Here is a 19,250-nt window from a genome sequence, read left to right as displayed (position 1 = left end):
CAAAAAGGGGGTCGTGGTCCCGCAGGGAGAAGCAACAGCCGACTAGCCCCTCTCCCTCCGGGAGAGGGGTTGGGGTGAGGGTACGGCGCGAAGCGACATGCAGAGATTGAGGACACGAGGCTTCGCCCGCACCCTCATCCGCCCCTCCGGGGCACCTTCCCCCAAAAGGGGGCCGTGGTCCCGGCGGGAGAAGGAACAGCCGACTAGCCCCTGCGCACATCCGCACGTCCCCTCCCAGCCACGGCGCGCACAACGCACCCCGCCATTACGAATCCCCGATCCCAACTCCCCAATCCCGGCCTTCAATCAAACAACGCCTGGATCGCCGCCAACCCCGCATTGGCGCGCTCCTTCTTGCGCGCTGCGTCGGCCACCGGGTCGGCGCCGTCGCGCTGCATTTCCTCGGCCGGGATCTCGTCGAAGAAGCGGCTGGGCTTGAGCCGGATATGCTCGCCGAACTTGCGGGTGAGCTTGCTGTAGCTCATCCACAGCTGCTCCTTGGCGCGGGTGATGCCCACGTACAGCAGGCGCCGCTCTTCCTGCAGGTTGCCTTCTTCCAGGCTGACCTCGTGCGGCAGCACGCCGTCCTCGCAGCCGACGATGAACACGTAGCGGAACTCCAGGCCCTTGGACGCGTGCATGGTCATCATCCGCACCTGGTTGCCGCCGTCGTCCTTGTCGTTGCGCGACAGCAGCGCCAGCTGCGCGGCCAGGTCGCCGACGGTGGCGCCGCGCGGGCCGCCCTCGAACCACTTGGCCAGTTCCTCCAGGTTGCCGCGGCGGCGCTGGAAACTCGCTTCGTCCTTGCACTGGCTGCGCAGCTCGCGGATCAGCCCCGACTGCTCGGCGAGCTGGCGCACCACGTCGGCCGAGGACAGCGTGGTCGAGGCCGTGCGCAGTTCGTGCAGGATGTCGACGAAGTCGCTCAGGCCGTTGGCCGCGCGCGGCGGCAACTGCTGCAGCGCGCCCACCGACTCGGCCGCGCGCGACATCGGCAGGTGCTTGGCCGAGGCCAGTTCGGCCAGCTTGGCCAGCGATGTCGCGCCGACCTCGCGCTTGGGCGCCTGCACCGCGCGCAGGAACGCCGCGTCGTCGTCGGGATTGACCAGCAGGCGCAGCCACGACAGCACGTCCTTGACCTCCTGCCGCTCCAGGAACGCGGTGCCGCCGGTGATGTGGTACGGCACGCTGGCCATCTGCAGCGCCTTTTCCAGCGGCCGCGACTGGAAATTGCCGCGGAACAGGATGCAGAAATCGCTCCACGGCACCTGCTTGGCGGTGCCCAGATAGGCGATCTCGGCAGCCACTTTCTCCGCCTCGTGTTCGCTGTCGCGGCACTCCCACACGCGGATGCGCTCGCCGTCGGCCTGATCGCTCCACAGCGTCTTCAGATGCTCGTGCGGGTTATGCGCGATCAGGGCGTTGGCCGCGCGCAGCACCCGGTTGGAGCAGCGGTAGTTCTGCTCCAGCTTGATGATCTGCAGGGCCGGATAGTCGCGGCCCATCTGCAACAGGTTCTCAGGATTGGCGCCGCGCCAGGCGTAGATGCTCTGGTCGTCGTCGCCCACGCAGGTGAAGTTGCCGCGCGGGCCGGCCAGCATCTTCAGCAACCGGTACTGCGCATCGTTGGTGTCCTGGCTCTCGTCCACCAGCAGATAGCCGATGCGCTCGCGCCAGGCCATCACGATGTCTTCGTTCTCCTCCAGCACCTGCACCGGCAGGCGGATCAGGTCGTCGAAGTCCACCGCGTTGAAGGTGCTCAGCCGCGCCTGGTAGCGCTCGTACAGGCTGGCCGCCTCCTGCTCGCGGTTGCTGCGCGCCGCCGCCATCGCCTGCTCCGGCGACAGCCCGGCGTTCTTGGCGCGCGAGATCAGGTTCTTGGCGTCCTCGATGGCATCGGGCTTGGCGCCGGGCATCAGATCCTTGATCTGCGCGGCGGCATCGTCGGCGTCGAAGATCGAGAAGCCGCGCTTCAGGCCCACCGCCGCGTGTTCGATCTGCAGGAACTTCAGCCCCAGGGCGTGGAAGGTGCAGATGGTCAGGCCGTCGGCGGCCTCGCTGCGGATGCGCTTGGCCACGCGCTCGCGCATTTCCTTGGCCGACTTGTTGGTGAAGGTGATCGCGGCGATGCGCTTGGCCGGGTAACGGCCGCTGGCGATCAGGTGCGCGATCTTTTCCACGATCACGCGGGTCTTGCCGCTGCCGGCGCCGGCCAGCACCAGCAACGGACCCTCGCAATGCAGGACCGCGGCGCGTTGGGGAGGATTGAGACCGTGCATGAAGACTTCCCTTGGCCGCGCATTGTAACGGGCGCCGGCCGGCGCCGACGCCCCACCGCCGCGCCGGCGCTGAACCGGTTCGCGAACCGCCCGGCGGCCGGGGCGCGCGGCCGCCGCGCTAGAATCGGCGGCATGGCGAAACTGTATTTCTACTATTCGGCGATGAACGCCGGCAAGACCACCACGCTGCTGCAGTCGGCGCACAACTACCGCGAGCGCGGCATGCGCACGGCGATCCTGACGCCGCGGCTGGACCATCGCGCCGGCAGCGGCGTGGTCGCCTCGCGCATCGGCCTGCGCGCCGACGGCATGCCCTTCGTCGCCGACACCGATCTGCTGACCACCCTCGAGGCCGACATCGCCAGCCACGGGCCGCTGCATTGCGTGCTGGTGGACGAAGCGCAGTTCCTCAGCCGTGCGCAGGTCTGGCAACTCAGCGAAGTGGTCGACCGGCTGCGCATCCCGGTGCTGTGCTACGGCCTGCGCACCGATTTCCGCGGCGAGCTGTTCGAGGGCAGCCAGTACCTGCTGGCCTGGGCCGACGAACTGCAGGAGATCAAGACCATCTGCCACACCGGCAGCAAGGCGACGATGACCGTGCGCGTGGACGAGAACGGCCATGCGGTGCAGGACGGCCCGCAGGTGGAGATCGGCGGCAACGAGCGCTACGTGTCGGTCAGCCGCCCCGAGTTCAAGAAGATCATGCGCGGCGAAGGGCGCATCGATCCGCTGCAGATCGCACTGCCGCTGTAACTCGCATGCAACGCGCGACGCACCGCACTGGTGCGTCGGATCGGACCGCGATGAACCGCCGCTGACGATTGCCGCGCAGGCGCCCGTGCCTATGCCATCAGTCTATGGAGCGCGCCCAGGCGGCATGCCTAGAATCGCGCCGATCGCACTCATGGGATGAGGAACATGCTTTCGTTCAAAGGATTTTTTGCCGGCAGCGGCACCGCACTGGCCTGTGCCCTGCTGCTCGCCCTGCCTGGCCCCGCCGCTGCGGCCCCGGGCGACCACACCTTCCAGGACATCCCGGCGCAGGTGCTCACCGACGGCTTCCTTGAGGCGCACCTGGACCTGTTCTATCGCCGCGCCGGTATCCGCGCCGACAAGAAGGGCGAGTACGCCGAGGCCAGGAAGCAGTACCAACTGGCCGCACGCTATGCCGACAAGCCGTCGCAGGCGCGGTTGGGCGAGATGTACTGGGAAGGCCAGGGCGGCGCCGCCGACCATACGATGGGCTTCCTGTGGATGGCGCTGGCCGCCGAGCGCGGCTACGACCAGTTCGGCGCGCGCAAGATGGAGTACTGGAACCAGCTGACTCCGGACGAGCGCAAGCGCGCGGCCAAGCTCGACAAGTCGATGCTCGCCGACTACGGCGATCAGGTCGCCAAGCCGCGCCAGGAAGCGGTCCTGCGGCGCGAAGCGATGCGCAGCACCGGCGGCCTGCTCGGCCACTCCGGCGCGGCCGGCCCGCTGTCGATCAACGGCCCGCGTGGCGGCAGCATCGATCCGGAGGTGTTCTACGCCAAGCAGTTCTGGGAACCGAGCGCGTACTGGAAGCTGCAGGACCAGGTGTGGGACGGCCGCACCCCGGGCCGGGTCGACATCGGCGATGTCGAGGACATCAGCACGGAAGGCGCACCGCCAACGCCGCCGCAGGAGCCGGGCAAGCACTGAACGCGGAGCCATTCCCGCGTCGGGACTGAAGTCCCTCCCACAGCAGCTCAGTGCCGGGCCTGTGCGCCCCTGTGGGAGTGGCTCAGCCGCGACGCGCGAGGCGCACCGCACTCGCACCCCCGACTGCGTCGGGACTTAAACACCCGCGCAACCGCCCCATCCAACGAGCGCCCGATGCCGGCCGGCGCCGAGCGCTTCGCGGCTCAGTACAACTTGCGCTCGGCCGCCGGCGGCGGCGTCCACTGGTAAAGCCAGGTCTCGGTCAGCGGGCGCTCGCCGCTGCGCAGGTACAGGCGGATGTCGATCTGCTCGGTGCCGTCGTCCGGCGGCACCACGTCGAACATCGCGCGGTAGCCGGAAATCTCGTGCAACGGCCGCGCCGAAACGATCTCGGTGCGGCCGCGGTTGAGCTGCAGCACCGCCTCGACCTTGGCGTCCTTCTCCTTGCCCAGCTTGGCCAGTTCGCCGCCGACGAAATCCACCGCGAAGCGCCACGAGAAGTAATGCCGCTTCTGCCCGACCACGCCGCCCAGGCCGGTACGCGTGGCCACGCAGTGCGCCAGCGGCGAGGACGCCGGCGCCTGTGCGCCCCAGTACAGGCGGTAGCCGAACAGCAGCTCCTGGCCGGGCTGCGGCTTGTCCTGCGGATTCCAGAACGCGACGATGTTGTCGAAGGTCTCGTCGACGGTGGGGATCTCCACCAGTTGCACCGAGCCCTTGCCCCAGCCCTGCTTCGGCTCCACCCACAGGCATGGGCGCTTCTCGTAGAACACGCCGTCGTCCTGGTAATGATCGAAGTTGCGGTCGCGCTGCAGCAGGCCGAAACCGCGCGGGTTCTCGTCGACGAACATGTTGAAGCGCAGGTGCGGCGGATTGCACAGCGGCCGCCAGATCCACTCGCCGCCGCCGGTCCACATCGCCAGGCCGTCGGTGTCGTGGATCTCAGGGCGCCAGTCCCAATCCATGCGGCGGTCGTTCTCGCCCACCTGGTACATGCTGGTGCACGGCCCCAGGCCCAGGCGCTCGATGGTCTTGCGCGGATAAAGCGCGCTGTCGATGTCCATCAGCAGTACGTCGCCATTGGTGATCGCGAAGCGGTAGGCACCGGCCACACTGGGCGAATCCAGCAGCGCGTACACCACCACCGTGTCCGAGCCGGCCTTGGGCTGCTCCAGCCAGTAGGCGATGAAGTCCGGGAATTCCTCCGGGCCGCCGGTGCCGGTATCGATCGCCAACCCGCGCGCCGACTGACCGTACTGGCCCTCCTTGCCGACCGCACGGAAGTAGCTGGCGCCGAGGAACGCGGCGAAGTCGCGCTCGGTGTCCTGCTTGGTGTTGAGGCGGAAACCGGCGAAGCCCAGTTCCTTCGGCAGCGGCTTGCCCTTCAGCCCGCTGCTGCCGTAATCGAACGCCGCGCTGTCGTAGGCCAGTTCCTGCGCCTGCCCGTCGACCAGGTCGAACATGTGCACCGGCGTCTTGAAGTACAGCCCCAGGTGGAAGAACTTGGCCTGGAACTTCGGACCCTGCTCGGCCGCCCACAGTGCGTGATCCTGGCGGTAGCGGATCGACTGGTACTGGTCCCAGGTCAAGCCCTCCACCGGCGCCGGCAGCGCCCGCTTGTGGCTCTGGTACGGCGCATCGGCCATGGCCCGCGCGTGGCCCTTGAGCCAGGCGTAGTCGAACGGTTGCGGCTTGCCCAGGCGGCGCAGGCCCACCGCAGGGGCCGCCTGGCCGAGCATCGGCATCGCCGGCAAGCCCATGGCGGCGAAGGCGGCGGCGGCGTTCTTGAGGAAATCGCGTCGTTGCATGGCCGGATCGAAACGGAAAAGGACGCCCATCATAGACAAGCGGCGCCGAAGGTGGCGGTGAGGGATGGTGCCCGTGGGTGCGAGCCCCGAACGCAGACGTGCTGGAGGTGGGCGGGCGGGCCCCGGCCGAGACAGTTGCCAACCCGACCACATCGGCGTCGCTATGCCCGAGTGGGCAAGGCCTCTTCGGGAGCCGCTAACGACGCGACAAGGCCCACCGAGAAGCCCAGCGACATGTGCGCTTGAGCCGACGCGTTACAGGTGATGCCCGTCGCGGCTGAATCGCGCTTGCGGTCGCGACGGCCCATCGTGCCGAGACGCTGCAAGACAAGAAGCGCGGTGCTGGCGGTATCCCTGCGGACGCCGGACCGCCTTCGTCGGTGCATGCAGCGCGATCGCGTTCGTTGCTCAGCGCTGGCAGTGGCCACACCAGACGCTGGCGCGTTGGCCGATGCTGGCGTGGCGCAGCGTGCGCCCGCAGCGCTTGCAGGCCTCGCCCTCGCGGCCGTAGACCGACAGCTCCTGCTCGAAGTAGCCCGGCGCCCCATCCGGGCTGATGAAATCGCGCAACGTCGTGCCGCCGCGCTGGATCGCATAGCCGAGGATCGCCTTGGCTGCCTCGGCCAGGCGTGCGTAACGGGCACGCGAGACGTCGCCGGCCTCGCGCAGCGGACTGATGCCCGCCTGGAACAGACTCTCTGCCGCGTAGATGTTGCCCACCCCGACCACGATGCGCTGATCCATCAGGAAGGTTTTGACCGGCGCGGTGCGGCCGCGGCTGAGCCGGAACAGATGATCGCCGTCGAACGCATCCGACAGCGGCTCCGGCCCCAGCTCGGCGAGCAGCGGATGGGTCTCCCCCGGCGCCTGCCACAGCAGGCAGCCGAACCGGCGCGGGTCGTTGAAGCGCAGCACGCGCCCGTCTTCCAGACTGATGTCGACGTGGTCGTGCGCCCGCGGCGGCGTGTCGCCCGGCAGCACGCGCAAGCTGCCGGACATGCCCAGATGCAACAGCGCACTGCCGACCGCGGTATCCAGCAACAAGTATTTCGCGCGCCGGCGAATGCCGTCGATGCGCTGCCCCGGCAACCGCTCGGCCACCTCGGGGGGAATCGGCCAACGCAGATCCGGCCGCCGCAGGATCACCCCATGGATGTGCCGCCCCGACAGATGCGGCTCCAGACCGCGCCGGGTGGTTTCGACTTCGGGGAGTTCGGGCATGGAACGCGGCCGTAGCGGTCGGGCGGGAACTAGGAGCTACCAACTCTATCATTAGGGGCGTTTTCCAGCGTTGGATGCATCGCCTCCAGACAGACGCACATCGAAGTGGGTGCATGCGCACAAGTTTCGTCGGATGGTTCATTGCGATGGCCACAGCCGGCCCTCGATTGCCAGCGGCACGGGTCTCGACTAGCATCGGCCTCAGTGATGACAAGGATTGTCGGATGCGCAACGTGGTATTTCCGTTCGCTCTACCGCCCAACTCGCGGCTGAGGCCATCTGCCCAGAATCGGGCATTCCGCAGACTTTTCCCCGCTGCGCCCACTGCGGCCTACCCGGTCGCCATGCGTTCTACGGCGTCGCTGATAGCGGCCGCAGGTGAAGCATGAAGTTCATCAAATGGGTGCCAGTGTTTATGTCATTCGCACTGTTTTTCCTGGCTGGATTGAATACCTTTTTCGCCAACCGGCATCTCCTTGATCAGTACGACGCGGGGGACTATCTGCGCTATCTGATCTTCTTCCCTGGGATCACGCTGTGCGTGTACCTCGCGTCCGCGATTCGCGCAGCCCGGACATGGCCCCATTTCTTTGTTGCAATTTTCCTAGCCGCGCCGGCGTTGATTGCCATTCACTTCGTCGTATCTGTGATGAATGCGCATGCAGGGAATGCTTATTGGGGGTGGCAGTTGTTGGAGATCGGCATGACCTACTTGGCTTGGGCGAAAACAGGTAAGCATTGGTCCAACAGCGAAGCGCCATCGCGAAAGCAAGCCTCTTTTCAAGGAGATTGATTGCATGCAAAGGAAGCTGCATCGCCTAGTGATTTTTCTGCTGTTTTTTGCCGCATCAGCATTGCCAACCCGTGTGGTTGCTGAAGAGATCCAGGAACGCACAGCCATTCTGGATAGCACCACCAAGGCCATGATGCAGGGTGACCTCGCGGCGCTTGAGCAACTAGCAGCGCTATACCGAACAAAACAGGCAAGGACGTCCAGCGGCGTGTGGAAGTTGAGCGTGCTGCATGGCGGAATCAATCGCTTTTATTTGCTCGCGTCGTACGACAAGGCGACATTGGCTGAAAAGGAGCACATCGCCGAACAATGGGTAAAGACGTATCCGAAGTCTCCCACCGCTCGGCTTGCCTATGCGGAAGTCTTGGCCAGGCGTGCATGGCATCGCCGCGGCGGCGGCTATGCGAACACGGTACGCGCAGAAGACTGGGCGCCGTTCAGAGAGGGAATCGAGGCGACCAGGCGCTATCTTGAGGACAATAAGCAGATCGCCTCATTGGATCCGGAGTGGTACATCAAGATGGAGGCGGTAGCCAAGGCGCAGCAATGGGACGATGCGCGGTTCCAAGCCTTGATCAATGAAGGGATGACCCGGTACCCGGAATACTACGAAATCTACTTTCAGGCGATCGAGTTCTATTCGCCCAAGTGGGGAGGCAGTGCGGTCGACATCGAACGCTTCGCCAGGATGGCGATGGAGCGCACACGTGAGCGGGAAGGCCAGGGACTGTACGCACGCATCTATTGGTACGCCTCGCAATCGATCTATGACGAACGCTTGTTCACCGAATCGCTGGCGCGCTGGTCGACCATGCGCGCTGGCATCGACGACGTGCTCAAAGTCTATGCGGACGAATGGAATTTGCAGAATTTTGCCCGCTTCGCCTGCCTGGCGCGCGATCGGGAGAAAGCCCTGGAACTGATCGAACGCGTGCGCGGACCCACCTATACCGAGGTCTGGAAAGGGGAAGAGAATTTCCAGCGCTGCAAGGCCTGGGTCTTGGAGGGCGTCACCTGATGCGCGAATGTCTTTGGATCCCGGATCGCGAGGCGACGTCGCGCTGATGCGGATAAAAGCCATCACCATGCTGCCGTCCATGCACCGCAAGCTTGCGGCGATGTATTGCTTGCTCGCCTGGGTGATGGTCAGCCTTCAGATGCATACGACCGCCATTGCCTTTCTTTCCGTGGCGCGGCTGCACCTGGTTTCTGCTCGCAGACTCGCCTCGGCGCCGGACACCGCAGCGCCAGCCCCGGAATCGGCGAGCACAGCACCCGCCGGATCGGCGTCCCCTACTGCGGCGGCGCCGCCAACTCCCGCGCGCTGAGGTAGCCGTCGCCGTTGGTGTCCTGCTTGCGGAAGCGGGCGGTCAGGGTGGCCAGGTGCTGTGCGCGGGTGATCGGCGGGCCGCGGCCGCCGGGCAATTCGGCGGGGCTGAGCACGCCGTCATGATCGAGGTCGCGCGCGTCGAAGGCATAGCTCATCCAGGCCAGGTATTCGTCCAGGCTGACGCGGCCGTCGCCATCGCGGTCCATGCGCTGCAGGTAGCTGGTGGTGCTGTCGATCGCCTGCGCGTGGGCGCTGACGATACCGCCGGCAAACAGGGCGCAGGCGATGCGCAGCGTCAGTCCGGCCAGTAACGACGAACGCCGCGCAAGGCGGCGTTCGTGCGACGGGATATGCGGTGCGCCGCGGCTCATGCCAGGGCGTAGCCCTTCAGTCGTGCGGCGTAGGCCTGCAGCGCGGCGATGCCGCTGGCTTCGGCGTCGTGACACCAGGCCTGCAGGTGCTTGAGACGCTCGCTGGCATCGTGGGTGCGCGCTTCGAGCAGGGCCGCCAGGCGGGCGCGATGCTCGACCAGCGTGCGCATGCGCGGCCGCTGCGCCACCCAGTGCTGCAGCTGTTCGCGCGCGTCGGGCTTGAGCCAGCGGCCATCGTCGACCAGGCCCTTGCGCAGGCGCCGCGGCAGCAGCTTGCGCAGCTTGGCGCCGGCCTGGGCGGCTTCTTCCTTGAGCGCGGGCTTGAACACGTTGCGCTGGTAATCGGTCATCGCCTGGAAGCGATGCGACAGCAGCGCGCGCAGGGTGTCGGCGTCGGGCACGGCGATGTTCGGGCGCACGTCCAGGGTCGGCGCCACGCGCAGGATCTTGGCCAGGCGCAGCGCGGCCAGCGCGCGGATCGCGATCCAGCCGATGTCCAGTTCCCAACGGCGCATCGAGAAACGCGCCGAGCTCGGGAAGGCATGGTGGTTGTTGTGCAGTTCTTCGCCACCGATCCACAGCGCCCACGGGGTCAGGTTGGTCGAGGTGTCGGCGGACTCGAAGTTGCGGTAGCCCCACCAGTGGCCCAGGCCGTTGATCACGCCGGCGGCCCAGAACGGGATCCACGCCATCTGCAGCGCCCACAGCGCGATGCCGGGCAGGCCGAACAGCGCGAAGTTGACCGCGAACAGCGCCACCGGCCCCAGGTTCGCGTACGGGGTATACAGGTGCCGCTCGATCCAGTCGTCCGGCGCGCCCTTGCCGTACTGCTCGATGTCGCCGCGCTGGGTGCGCGCTTCGCGGTAAAGCTCCACGCCGCGCCAGAACACGCGGGCGATGCCCTTGGTCTGCGGGCTGTGGGGGTCTTCCTCGGTCTCCACCTTGGCGTGGTGCTTGCGATGGATCGCCACCCACTCCTTGGTGATCATCGAGGTGGTGAACCAGGTCCAGAAGCGGAAGAAGTGCGACAGCAGCGGATGGAAGTCCACGCCGCGATGCGCCTGACTGCGGTGCAGATACAGCGTCACCGCGAAGATGGTGAGCTGGGTGAACAGCAGCAGCACGGCCAGCATGCCCCACCAGCCGACGCCGAGCAGGCCGTTGCCGAGGAAGTCGAGGATCGCGTCGAACATTGCCAGAAGCTCCAGAGCGTAGGACGGCGTGAGGGGATGACGACATGATGGGGGTTGCGGGCGCAAACTTCACCAGGCGCTCGCGTATGGTATTCAGCCGCCAAGCGCTTCCGATCACAGAACGGTTTCGGTTCCATGTCAGCCGCCTCTTCCCAAGCAACCCCCGTGCCAGCGGCCGCGCCGTTGATCGAACTCGATCGCGCCAGCGTCGTCCGCGGCCAGGTCCGCGTGCTGCATTCGCTGAGCCTGCGCATCGCGCTCGGCCAGCACACCGCGATCCTCGGCCCGAACGGCTGCGGCAAATCCTCGTTCATCAAGCTCATCACCCGCGAGCTGTATCCGCTGGCGCGCGTCGGCGAGGAGCCGGCGGTGCGGGTGCTCGGCCAGAGCCGCTGGCAGGTGGACCGGCTGCGCAGCCAGTTGGGCATCGTCACCGGCGACCTCAGCGTCAATCTCGCCGACATGCCCGGGCTGGACGTGGAAAGCGCGGTGCTGTCCGGGTTCTTCGCCAGCTACGTGGTGCCGCCGCACCGCGAGGTCACCGATGCGATGCGCGGCCGCGCGCGCGAGGCGCTGCAGGCGGCGCACGCGTTGCCGCTGTTGCGGCGGCCCTACGCCGAACTGTCAGCCGGCGAGACCCGACGCGTGCTGATCGCGCGCGCCCTGGTCAATCGGCCGCAGGCGCTGCTGCTGGACGAACCCAGTACCGGCCTGGACCTGGTCGCGCGCGAGCACTTGCTGGCGACGATGCGCGACCTCGCCCGTCAGGGCATCACCCTGGTGCTGGTCACCCACCACATCGAAGAGATCGTGCCGGAAATCGCACGGGTGATCCTGTTGCGCGAGGGCCAGGTGTACGCCGACGGCGCGCGCGAGGAACTGCTGGCCGATGCGCCGTTGTCGGCGGTGTTCGGCGGACCGGTACGGGTGCAGCGCGACGGCGACAGCTACAGCGCGCGGGTGGTTGCGGAGAGCTGATCCGCGGTTGCCGAATTCGGGCGTTTGGGGCCGTCGGGGTTGCGGGTAATGCGGGAATGTCCGTAAGGAGCGGCTTCCGCCGCGACCGGGCGTTCTCGGTAAAGCCGCTCGTACGGGACGCGTCAACCGTACGCGGCGCCCACCGCCCGCGCCGGTGCATCGGCCTCGAACGCGGCGCGCGCGCCACGGATCTGCGCGTGGTGATCGGCAGCCCAGCGCACCAGCGGTGCCAGCACCACGCTCAACGAGTGCCCCAGTGGGGTGAGCCGGTACTCCACGCCGGGCGGCACGGTCGGCAGCACCTCGCGGGCGACCAGCCCTTCGCGCTGCAGGTCGCGCAGGGTCTGGGTCAGCATGCGCTGGGAGATGTCCGGCACCGCGCGGCGCAGTTCGCCGAAGCGGTGCGGGCGTTCGGCCAGCAGCATCACGAACAGGGTGCTCCACTTGTCGCCGATCTGCGCCAGCACGTCGCGCACCGGGCACTGGTCGATGGCCATGCCGGCACGCTGGTAGTCCTGCAACTGCTGGCTCAACAGCGCGTCGCAGGCGGCGACCGGCGGTACGACGGTGTCCATGGTGGTTACCTCGGGGTAAGCAGGGGCGGAAAAAGTGCCGTCTTTACAGGTCGGCCAAGGTCTCTAGGATAGACCAGGTTCCTTTTCCAGACCATGGCGTCCTGCGACGCCGCCCTTCCTCAGGAGACCCGTCATGTCCGCATCTTCCGATTCCCTGCTCGTCACTGGCGCCGGCGGCCAGTTCGGCCAGCGCGTGCTCGCGCACCTGCTCGACACCCTCAAGGTGGCGCCGGCGCGGGTGGTGGCGATGACCCGCCAGCCCGAGCGCCTGGCCGCCTGGGCCGCGCGCGGCGTGGCCGTGCGCCACGGCGATTTCGACGACGCCGCTTCGCTCGACACCGCATTCCGTGGCGCCGGCCGCGTGCTGCTGATCAGCACCGACGCGCTGGACCGCCCCGGCCACCGCTTGCAGCAGCACCAGGCCGCGATCGCCGCCGCCGAGCGTGCCGGCGTCGGCCAACTGGTCTACACCTCCTGCCCGGAACCGCACGACTCGCCGCTGCTGCTGGCCACGGATCACGCCGGCACCGAGGACAGCCTGGCCGCCAGCGCCCTGCCCGCCTGGACCGTGCTGCGCAACCACTGGTACTTCGAAAACCTGTTCATGAGCCTGCCGTCGGTGCTGGCCTCGGGCCAGTGGTACAGCGCGGCCGGCGACGGCGGCATCGCCCATATCGCGCGCGACGACCTGGCCCGCGCCGCCGCGGTCGCCCTGGCCGGCGGCGACGGCAAGCGCACGCTCACCCTCAGCGGCGCGCGCGCCTACACCACCGCCGAGATCGCCGCGCAGGTCGCGCAAGTGCTGGAGGTGCAAATCCAGGTCGTGCCGGTACCGGTCGAAGGCCTGGTGCAGGGCATGGTCGGCGCCGGCCTGCCCGAGCCGGTCGCGCGCATCTACGCCTCGTTCGACACCAACACCGCCGCCGGCCGCGTCGCCACCGTCACCGGCGACTACCAGGCGCTGACCGGGCAGGCACCGCTGCCGTTCGAACAGTGGCTGCAGGAGCAGCGCGCGCAGCTGGCGGCGTTGAAGCCGTAAGCGAACTCGACGGCGCGCGGATGCGCGCTACTTGCCGATGCAGAAACTGGAGAAGATCCGCCCGAGCAGATCGTCGGCGCTGAGCGTGCCGACGATCTCGCCGAGCGCGGCATGGGCCAGGCGCAGCTCTTCGGCGGCCAGTTCCAGGCGTTCGTGCTGCAGTTCGACCGCCGCCGCGTCGGCATGCGTCGCGGCACGCTGCAGCGCGTCGACATGGCGGGCGCGCGCGGAGAACTCGCCGTCGCTGCCCTCGCCGGCCGCGGCACCGGCGATCACGCGCAACTGCGCGTGCAACTGCTCCAGCCCGCTGCCGGTAGCGGCGGAAACGTAGACGCGCTCGGCGCTGGCGGCGGGCACGGCAGCGAGCAGGTCGCTTTTGTTGTGGATCCACAGGCGCTGCGGCACATCGGCGATGGCGTCGGCGATCGCGGCACGGCCAGCCTCGGCCTCGCGCGCGTCGAGCACGATCAGCGCCAGGTCGGCACGCTGCAGTTCCTGGCGCGCGCGGCGCATGCCCTCGCGCTCGATCGCATCGCCGCCCTCGCGCAGCCCGGCGGTGTCGACCAGGGTCAGTTCCACGCCGTCCAGGCGCACGGTCTCGTGCAAGGTGTCGCGGGTGGTGCCGGCGATGTCGGTGACGATGGCGCGATCGCTGCCGGCCAGCGCATTGAGCAGCGAACTCTTGCCGGCATTGGGCGGGCCGACCAGCACCGCGTGCAGGCCATCGCGCAGGCGCCGGCCGCGTTCGGCGTCGGCACGCAACTGCGTCAGATCCGTGCGCGCCTGCGCCAGGCCGGCGCGCACCTGCGCACCGCCCAGCGTGTCCAATGCCTCGTCGGCGAAATCGATCGCCGCTTCGATGTGGATGCGCAGGCGGATCAGTTGTTCGGCCAGATCGTCGACGCGCCGCGAAAACACCCCGTCCAGCGAGCGCCGTGCGGCGCGCGCCGCACGCAAGTCGCCGGCGGCGATCAGGTCGGCGATCGCCTCGGCCTGGGCCAGGTCGAGCTTGCGGTTGAGGAAGGCGCGCTCGCTGAACTCGCCCGGGCGTGCCGGCCGCGCGCCGAGTTCGCAGCAGCGCGCCACCAGGTGCCGCAGCAGCACCGGACTGCCATGCGCCTGCAGTTCCAGCACGTCCTCGCCGGTGAAGCTGCGCGGCGCCGGAAACCACAGCGCGATGCCGTCGTCCACGATCTCGCCGTGCGCGTCGCGAAAACGCGCGTAGCGCGCGCTGCGCGGCACCAACGTGCCCAGGCCCAGCCCCTCGGCGATGGCCGCCGCCGCCGGACCGGACACGCGCACCACGCCGACGCCACCCGCGCCGGGAGCGGTGGCGATGGCGGCGATGGTCTCGGTGGCGGAAGGCGGCATGGCGAAGGCGACAGGTTCGGCGGCGCGATGGATCACAGCGTTTGCAGCTGGCCGCGGACGTAGGCGGCCGACGCCCCGTTGGGTTGCAGCTCCAGATAGGTCTGGAACGCGCGCTTGGCCTTGGCCGCATCGCCGAGCTGGCGGTAGGCGTCGCCCAGGTTGACGTAGGCCACCGCGCGCGAGGGATCGATCTTCAGCGTGTTCTCCAGCCAGCGCACGGCCTGCGCGTACTTGCCCTGGCGATAGTAGATGAAGCCCAGGTTGTTGGCCGCCAGCGCGAAGTCCGGGCGCAGCTTCAGCGCCTCGGTGAACTGCGCTTCGGCCTCGTCGTAGCGCTTCTCCTTGTACAGCTGCAGGCCGCGGTCGTTGGCGCGCTGCGCACGCTGGCGGTCGGACACCGGGCCGGCCGCGGCCGGCACCGCCAGCGGTCGCTCGCCGCCCTGCAGGTCCTTGACCACCACCGCCGGCTTGGACGCAGCGGGCGGTGCGTCGGCGCTGCTGGCGCCGGCGTTCGGGGTCGCGGTCGATGCGGGCGCGGCCGCATCGACGCGGTCGTTCATCGCGATCGCCGCCGAGGACAGTTGCTGGGTGCTGGCGGTGAGGAATTCTTCGCCCTCCGGTACCTGCAGCACGAACTCGCCGCCCTGCGAACCGGGCAGGCTGCCGAACGCGGGCGTCTGCTGCGAGATGCTCGACACCGCCGGCGCCACGTAGGCGGCCAGCTCGGTGCCGGTGATCAGACCATCGCCATTGAGGTCGGCCTTGCCCGACAGCGCCTGCAACAGCACCCAGGTGAATACCGAATGGCCATTGGGGCCGCTGTCGGCGACCTGCTGGTCGGCGCCGCCGGCGGTGAGCATCTGCCGGGCGATACGCCGCGCGTTCTCGCGCAGGTAGGCGCTGGTACCGCCGCCGCGGGTCAGGCCCAGGCCGCTGTAGCACGCGTCCATCACGAACAGCACGTGCTTGGCTTCCAGACTTTCGGCGATGTCCTGGATCTCGGTCATCGGGATCGCGTCGGTGGCGAACTGCGCCGGGTCCGAGTCGGCGGGCACGATGTAGCCGAGGTCGCGCCCGGAGGCCAACTTGCGGGTCGCACCGTGGCCGGCGAAGAACACGAACACGCGGTCGTTCTTGCCGACGCCGCCGTGTGCGAGGCGATCGTGGAAGGCGGCGAGGATATTGTTGCGGGTGGCTTCCTGGTTCTTCAGCACGATCACCTGCGACGACGGGAAGCCGAAGCTGCCGGTGAGCGTCTGCGCGATGGCCTGCGCATCGTTGGCCGCGTACTGCAGCTTGGGCCAGTGCGCGTAGTCGTCGATGCCGATGACGATGGCCCACGACTTGTCGTAGCCGCTGGTCACCGCCGGCGCGGCAGCGTTGCTGGCGGCGCGCGCCACGCTGAAGTCGCGCCCGTTCCACGCGGCGAACTGGTAACCGTCGGCGCTGAGTCGGTCCAGGATCTGCGGCAACGCCTTGACCGTGCGTTCGTGGATGTCGTGGAACAGCAGGATGCCGCGCTGCTCGCGGCCGACCTGCTCGAGCACGCGCTGTACGATCGACTCCGGCACCGGGTCGGCCCAGTCCAGCGAATCCACGTTCCACATCACCGACTTCAGGCCAGCCTCGCCGAGGATCTGCATGCCCTCGGCGTTGCGCGCGCCGTAGGGAAAGCGGAACAGCGGCGCACGCTTGGCATCGACCGCGCGCAGCATGCGGTCGGTGTCGAGGATCTGGCTGCGCAGCGCGGCGCCGGTTTCCTTGGACAGCTGCGCGTGGGTCAGGCTGTGGTTGCCGACGGTGTAGCCCTGCTCCATCAGGCTGCGGCTGACGCTGGCCAGCGGCGACAGATCGACCTTGCCATCCGGCTCCAGCTTGCCCAGGTTGCGGCCGACTTCGAAGAACGTGGCCGGCACGTCGTAGCGCTTGAGGATGGCCACGATCTCGTCGGTGTATTCGCGATGCGGGCCGTCGTCGAAACTCAGCACCACGGTCTTCGGCGGCAGGTCGCGGCCGAACACCTCGCGGTCGCTGTCCTTCATCGACATCGGGTACGGGGTGATCACGCCGTAGTCGCGCAGGATCGCCTCGCGCGTGTACAGCGTGCCCAGGTGGGCGACATAGTCCTCCCACTTCTCGCGCTTCTGCACGATCGCGCGGGTGCGATCGAAGCGGCTGAAGATTGCGGTGATCTCGCGGTTGTAGGTGCGTTCGATCTCGTCGAGCGCTTCCAGGTCTTCGCCGATGCGCTGGTGCAGCTTGATCGCCGGCAGCGAGGAGTCCTTGCCGATGCGCACCTGCCAGTCGGCGAGAATCTCGCGGAATGCCAGGCGGTCGGCGTCGTACAGGTCCGGCGCCGATTCGACGTAGTCCAGCAGGCTGCCGACCGCGGCGAAGCGCTGCGGGTCGGGCAGCGCCAGCAGCGCATCGAATTGCTTGGCCAGCGTCTCGCGGCGCTCCAGGCCCTCGTGGAACAGCTGCTGGCCGACGCTGCTGGAGGTCTGTCGGTCGGCCTGCGACTGCTTGGCCTCGTCGGCCAGCAACACGATGATCTTGCGCTGCGCCGCCAGCTGCGCCTGCAGGCCTTGCAGCAGCGTCGTCGCCTGGGCCTGCAATGCGGGAGAGCCTGGAATGGCGATCGCCGGCGACGATGGCGCGGGCTTGGACGGCGTGGCCGCGCTATCGGCAGGCGTGCGCTGGCACGCGGCCAGGGCCAAGGCGAGCAGGCCGATCATGACCACGGACGACGACAACGGACGACGGCGCTTGCGCATGACCACGGACTCGCGAGCAAGGCGCTACGGGAAGAACGCAGACGCCGGCGCCTTCCCCGGCCGCATGCGCAACGCCCGCCGGAGGGCGGGCGTTGTCGGGTTTACTTCTTGGCCTTGGCCGGCGGCTTGCCGCTGCCGCCACCACCGGCAGTGGCCGGTTCGCCGTGGCGCTTGGTCATCCACCACTGCTGCAGCAGACCCAGCGAACCGTTGGTGACCCAGTACAGCACCAGACCGGACGGCACGAAGGCCATCATCACGCCGAACACCAGCGGCATGAACTGCATCATCTTGGCCTGCACCGGATCCATGCCCGGCGACGGCGTCAGCTTCTGCGTCAGCCACATCACCGCCACGTTGATCACCGGCAGGATGAAGTAGGGATCGCGCGCGGTCAGGTCCTGGATCCAGGCGAACCACGGCGCCTGGCGCAGTTCCACCGACTCCACCAGCACCCAGTACAGGGCGAAGAAGATCGGCATCTGGATCAGCACCGGCAGGCAGCCGCCCATCGGGTTGATCTTCTCCTTCTTGTACAGCTCCATCATCGCCGTCTGGAACTTCTGCTTGTCGTCGCCGTAGCGCTCCTTGAGCTGCTGGATGCGCGGCTGGAACTTGCGCATCTTGGCCATGCTCTTGTACTGCGCGGCCGACAGCGGATACAGCATCAGCTTCAGCAGCACCACCAGGCCGACGATCGACCAGCCCCAGTTGCCGAGCAGGCTGTGCAGGTGGCTGAGGATCCAGAACAGGCCCTGGCCGAGCAGCGCCATCAGCGAGAAGCGGCTGTAGTCGACCACGCGGTCGAGGCCGCGCACGTTCTCCTTGGCGATCTGGCTGACCAGCTTCGGGCCGACCCACAGCCGCGCCTCGGTGCTGGCGCTGGCGCCCGGCGCCACGGTGAAGCCCGGGCCGCGTGCTTCGATCACATGCCGCGGGCCGTCGTTGGACAGCACGTACAGCGCCTGCTGGTCGGCCTGCGGAATCCAGCCGGTGAAGAAGTGGTGCTGCAGCAGCGCGATCCAGCCGCCGGAGATGGTCTGGTTGAGCGGGCCGTCTTCCAGGTAGTCCTTGAACGCACGACGCTGGTAGCCGTCGGCCGGGCTGAACCAGGTGGCGCCGTTGAAGCTGAAGGAATCCGGGTTGGTCATGCCGCGGCTGACGATGGTCGGCACCCGGCTCAGCTTGCGGAACACGTAACCCTGCCACGGCTTGCTGCCGTGGTTGACGACCTCGTCGCGCACCTGCACGGCGTAATGGCCGCGCTGCAGGGTGTACACGCGGCGGATGGTCACGCCGTCCGGACCGTTCCACACGAACGGCACCTGCAGGCTGTCCTGGCCCTTGGCCAGCACGTACTCCTGGCCCGGGTGTTCGGGGCGGAAGCCCGCCGGGCCCGGCGACGGCGAGTTGTGCTCGCCGACCCAGCCGCTGGTGGCGGTGTACGGATGCGCCGCGTCCTCGGTCAGCAGCTGCACCGGCGGGCTGCCGGGCTGCTTGGTCTGCGGGAACAGCAACAGATCGGCGTCGAACACGCTGCGGCCGTCCAGGGTCAGGCGCAGCACGTCGGTGGTGACGGTGACCCGCGGCGCGGCGCTGGCCGCGGCGGTCTCGGGCGTGGTGCTGGCCGGCGCGGTGCCGGGCACCGTGGCCTGCGGAACGGCCGGGGCATGCGTGGCGCCGGCATCGGCGTCCTGCGCCGGCGGCACCGTGGTCGCTGCCGCGACCGTCGCCGCGGTGGCGTTCGGCGCGTGTTCCTTGTTCCACTCCATCCACAACAGCGCCGCGACCATCAGCCAGGCGAAAATCAGGAAAAGGCGGGTCTGGTTCATCGG

Annotated in this window: 16 protein-coding genes; 7 read left to right on the top strand and 9 right to left on the bottom strand. The window is 68.2% G+C overall.

What is annotated here, in order from left to right:
* Window positions 1–302 precede the first annotated feature (302 nt).
* Window positions 303–2,279 carry a DNA helicase Rep gene (gene rep, locus SLW52_RS08785; RefSeq protein ID WP_152239410.1) on the bottom strand — a complete coding sequence of 659 codons (1,977 nt, stop codon included), beginning with the start codon at window positions 2,277–2,279 and terminating at the stop codon, window positions 303–305.
* A 132-nt stretch (window positions 2,280–2,411) separates the two neighbouring features.
* Here rep and SLW52_RS08780 point away from each other — a divergent pair, with 132 nt between their 5' ends.
* Window positions 2,412–3,032: a thymidine kinase gene (locus SLW52_RS08780; protein WP_320740020.1), complete on the top strand. Its 621-nt coding sequence runs from the start codon at window positions 2,412–2,414 to the stop codon at window positions 3,030–3,032.
* 165 nt (window positions 3,033–3,197) lie between these two features.
* Window positions 3,198–3,962 (top strand): sel1 repeat family protein, encoded by a 765-nt coding sequence (locus tag SLW52_RS08775; protein WP_017912190.1) that lies wholly within the window; start codon window positions 3,198–3,200, stop codon window positions 3,960–3,962.
* Window positions 3,963–4,165: 203 nt separating this feature from the next.
* On the opposite strand, the gene SLW52_RS08770 is transcribed toward SLW52_RS08775, so the two are convergent.
* Entirely contained in the window at window positions 4,166–5,770 is a 1,605-nt protein-coding gene (locus SLW52_RS08770; RefSeq protein WP_039726155.1) for a glucan biosynthesis protein D, read from the bottom strand.
* A 408-nt stretch (window positions 5,771–6,178) separates the two neighbouring features.
* Window positions 6,179–6,991: a bifunctional DNA-formamidopyrimidine glycosylase/DNA-(apurinic or apyrimidinic site) lyase gene (mutM, locus tag SLW52_RS08765; RefSeq protein WP_320740018.1), complete on the bottom strand. Its 813-nt coding sequence runs from the start codon at window positions 6,989–6,991 to the stop codon at window positions 6,179–6,181.
* 385 nt (window positions 6,992–7,376) lie between these two features.
* Here mutM and SLW52_RS08760 point away from each other — a divergent pair, with 385 nt between their 5' ends.
* Genes SLW52_RS08760 through SLW52_RS08750 form a run of 3 tightly spaced genes read left to right on the top strand, consistent with a single transcriptional unit; the run spans window position 7,377 to window position 9,112 of the window.
* Window positions 7,377–7,784, top strand: a complete 408-nt coding sequence (locus SLW52_RS08760) for a hypothetical protein (protein ID WP_017915271.1) — start codon at window positions 7,377–7,379, stop codon at window positions 7,782–7,784.
* Between the two features lie 4 nt (window positions 7,785–7,788).
* On the top strand, window positions 7,789–8,802 hold the full coding sequence (locus SLW52_RS08755; RefSeq protein ID WP_026143416.1) for a DUF4034 domain-containing protein: 1,014 nt from the start codon (window positions 7,789–7,791) through the stop codon (window positions 8,800–8,802).
* Window positions 8,803–8,809: 7 nt separating this feature from the next.
* Complete coding sequence (locus SLW52_RS08750; RefSeq protein ID WP_320740016.1) at window positions 8,810–9,112, top strand: hypothetical protein; 303 nt, start codon at window positions 8,810–8,812, stop codon at window positions 9,110–9,112.
* Here the strand turns inward: SLW52_RS08750 and SLW52_RS08745 are convergent.
* Together SLW52_RS08745 and SLW52_RS08740 are read right to left on the bottom strand one after the other, a co-directional pair.
* Window positions 9,078–9,485 carry an EF-hand domain-containing protein gene (locus SLW52_RS08745; RefSeq protein WP_267121633.1) on the bottom strand — a complete coding sequence of 136 codons (408 nt, stop codon included), beginning with the start codon at window positions 9,483–9,485 and terminating at the stop codon, window positions 9,078–9,080. The two genes, SLW52_RS08750 and SLW52_RS08745, sit on opposite strands and share 35 nt — an antisense overlap.
* Entirely contained in the window at window positions 9,482–10,678 is a 1,197-nt protein-coding gene (locus SLW52_RS08740) for a fatty acid desaturase (protein WP_017907974.1), read from the bottom strand. Before SLW52_RS08740 ends, SLW52_RS08745 begins: the two co-directional genes overlap by 4 nt.
* Window positions 10,679–10,813: 135 nt before the next feature.
* Between SLW52_RS08740 and SLW52_RS08735 the strand changes: the two genes are divergently transcribed.
* Window positions 10,814–11,656, top strand: coding sequence for an ATP-binding cassette domain-containing protein (locus tag SLW52_RS08735; protein WP_295948392.1), 843 nt, complete (start codon window positions 10,814–10,816; stop codon window positions 11,654–11,656).
* A 122-nt stretch (window positions 11,657–11,778) separates the two neighbouring features.
* On the opposite strand, the gene SLW52_RS08730 is transcribed toward SLW52_RS08735, so the two are convergent.
* Window positions 11,779–12,231 (bottom strand): helix-turn-helix domain-containing protein, encoded by a 453-nt coding sequence (locus tag SLW52_RS08730; RefSeq protein WP_267093186.1) that lies wholly within the window; start codon window positions 12,229–12,231, stop codon window positions 11,779–11,781.
* 133 nt (window positions 12,232–12,364) lie between these two features.
* Between SLW52_RS08730 and SLW52_RS08725 the strand changes: the two genes are divergently transcribed.
* Entirely contained in the window at window positions 12,365–13,270 is a 906-nt protein-coding gene (locus SLW52_RS08725) for an NAD(P)H-binding protein (RefSeq protein WP_320740014.1), read from the top strand.
* Window positions 13,271–13,297: 27 nt separating this feature from the next.
* Here the strand turns inward: SLW52_RS08725 and mnmE are convergent, their stop codons facing one another.
* The 3 genes from mnmE to yidC form a co-directional block, all read right to left on the bottom strand.
* Window positions 13,298–14,641, bottom strand: coding sequence for a tRNA uridine-5-carboxymethylaminomethyl(34) synthesis GTPase MnmE (gene mnmE, locus SLW52_RS08720; RefSeq protein WP_320740012.1), 1,344 nt, complete (start codon window positions 14,639–14,641; stop codon window positions 13,298–13,300).
* A 32-nt stretch (window positions 14,642–14,673) separates the two neighbouring features.
* The gene (locus SLW52_RS08715) at window positions 14,674–17,415 is read right to left on the bottom strand and encodes a tetratricopeptide repeat protein (protein WP_295948373.1); all 2,742 of its coding nucleotides are present in this window, start codon (window positions 17,413–17,415) and stop codon (window positions 14,674–14,676) included.
* Window positions 17,416–17,516: 101 nt separating this feature from the next.
* Window positions 17,517–19,247, bottom strand: a complete 1,731-nt coding sequence (yidC, locus tag SLW52_RS08710) for a membrane protein insertase YidC (RefSeq protein WP_320740011.1) — start codon at window positions 19,245–19,247, stop codon at window positions 17,517–17,519.
* Window positions 19,248–19,250: the final 3 nt, after the last annotated feature.

The sequence above is a fragment of the Xanthomonas sp. LF02-5 genome (assembly GCF_034105325.1).
Lineage (GTDB): Bacteria > Pseudomonadota > Gammaproteobacteria > Xanthomonadales > Xanthomonadaceae > Xanthomonas_A > Xanthomonas_A sontii.
The sequence above is the reverse complement of the archived record's forward strand: the minus strand, read 5'-3'. Positions and strand labels throughout refer to the sequence as shown.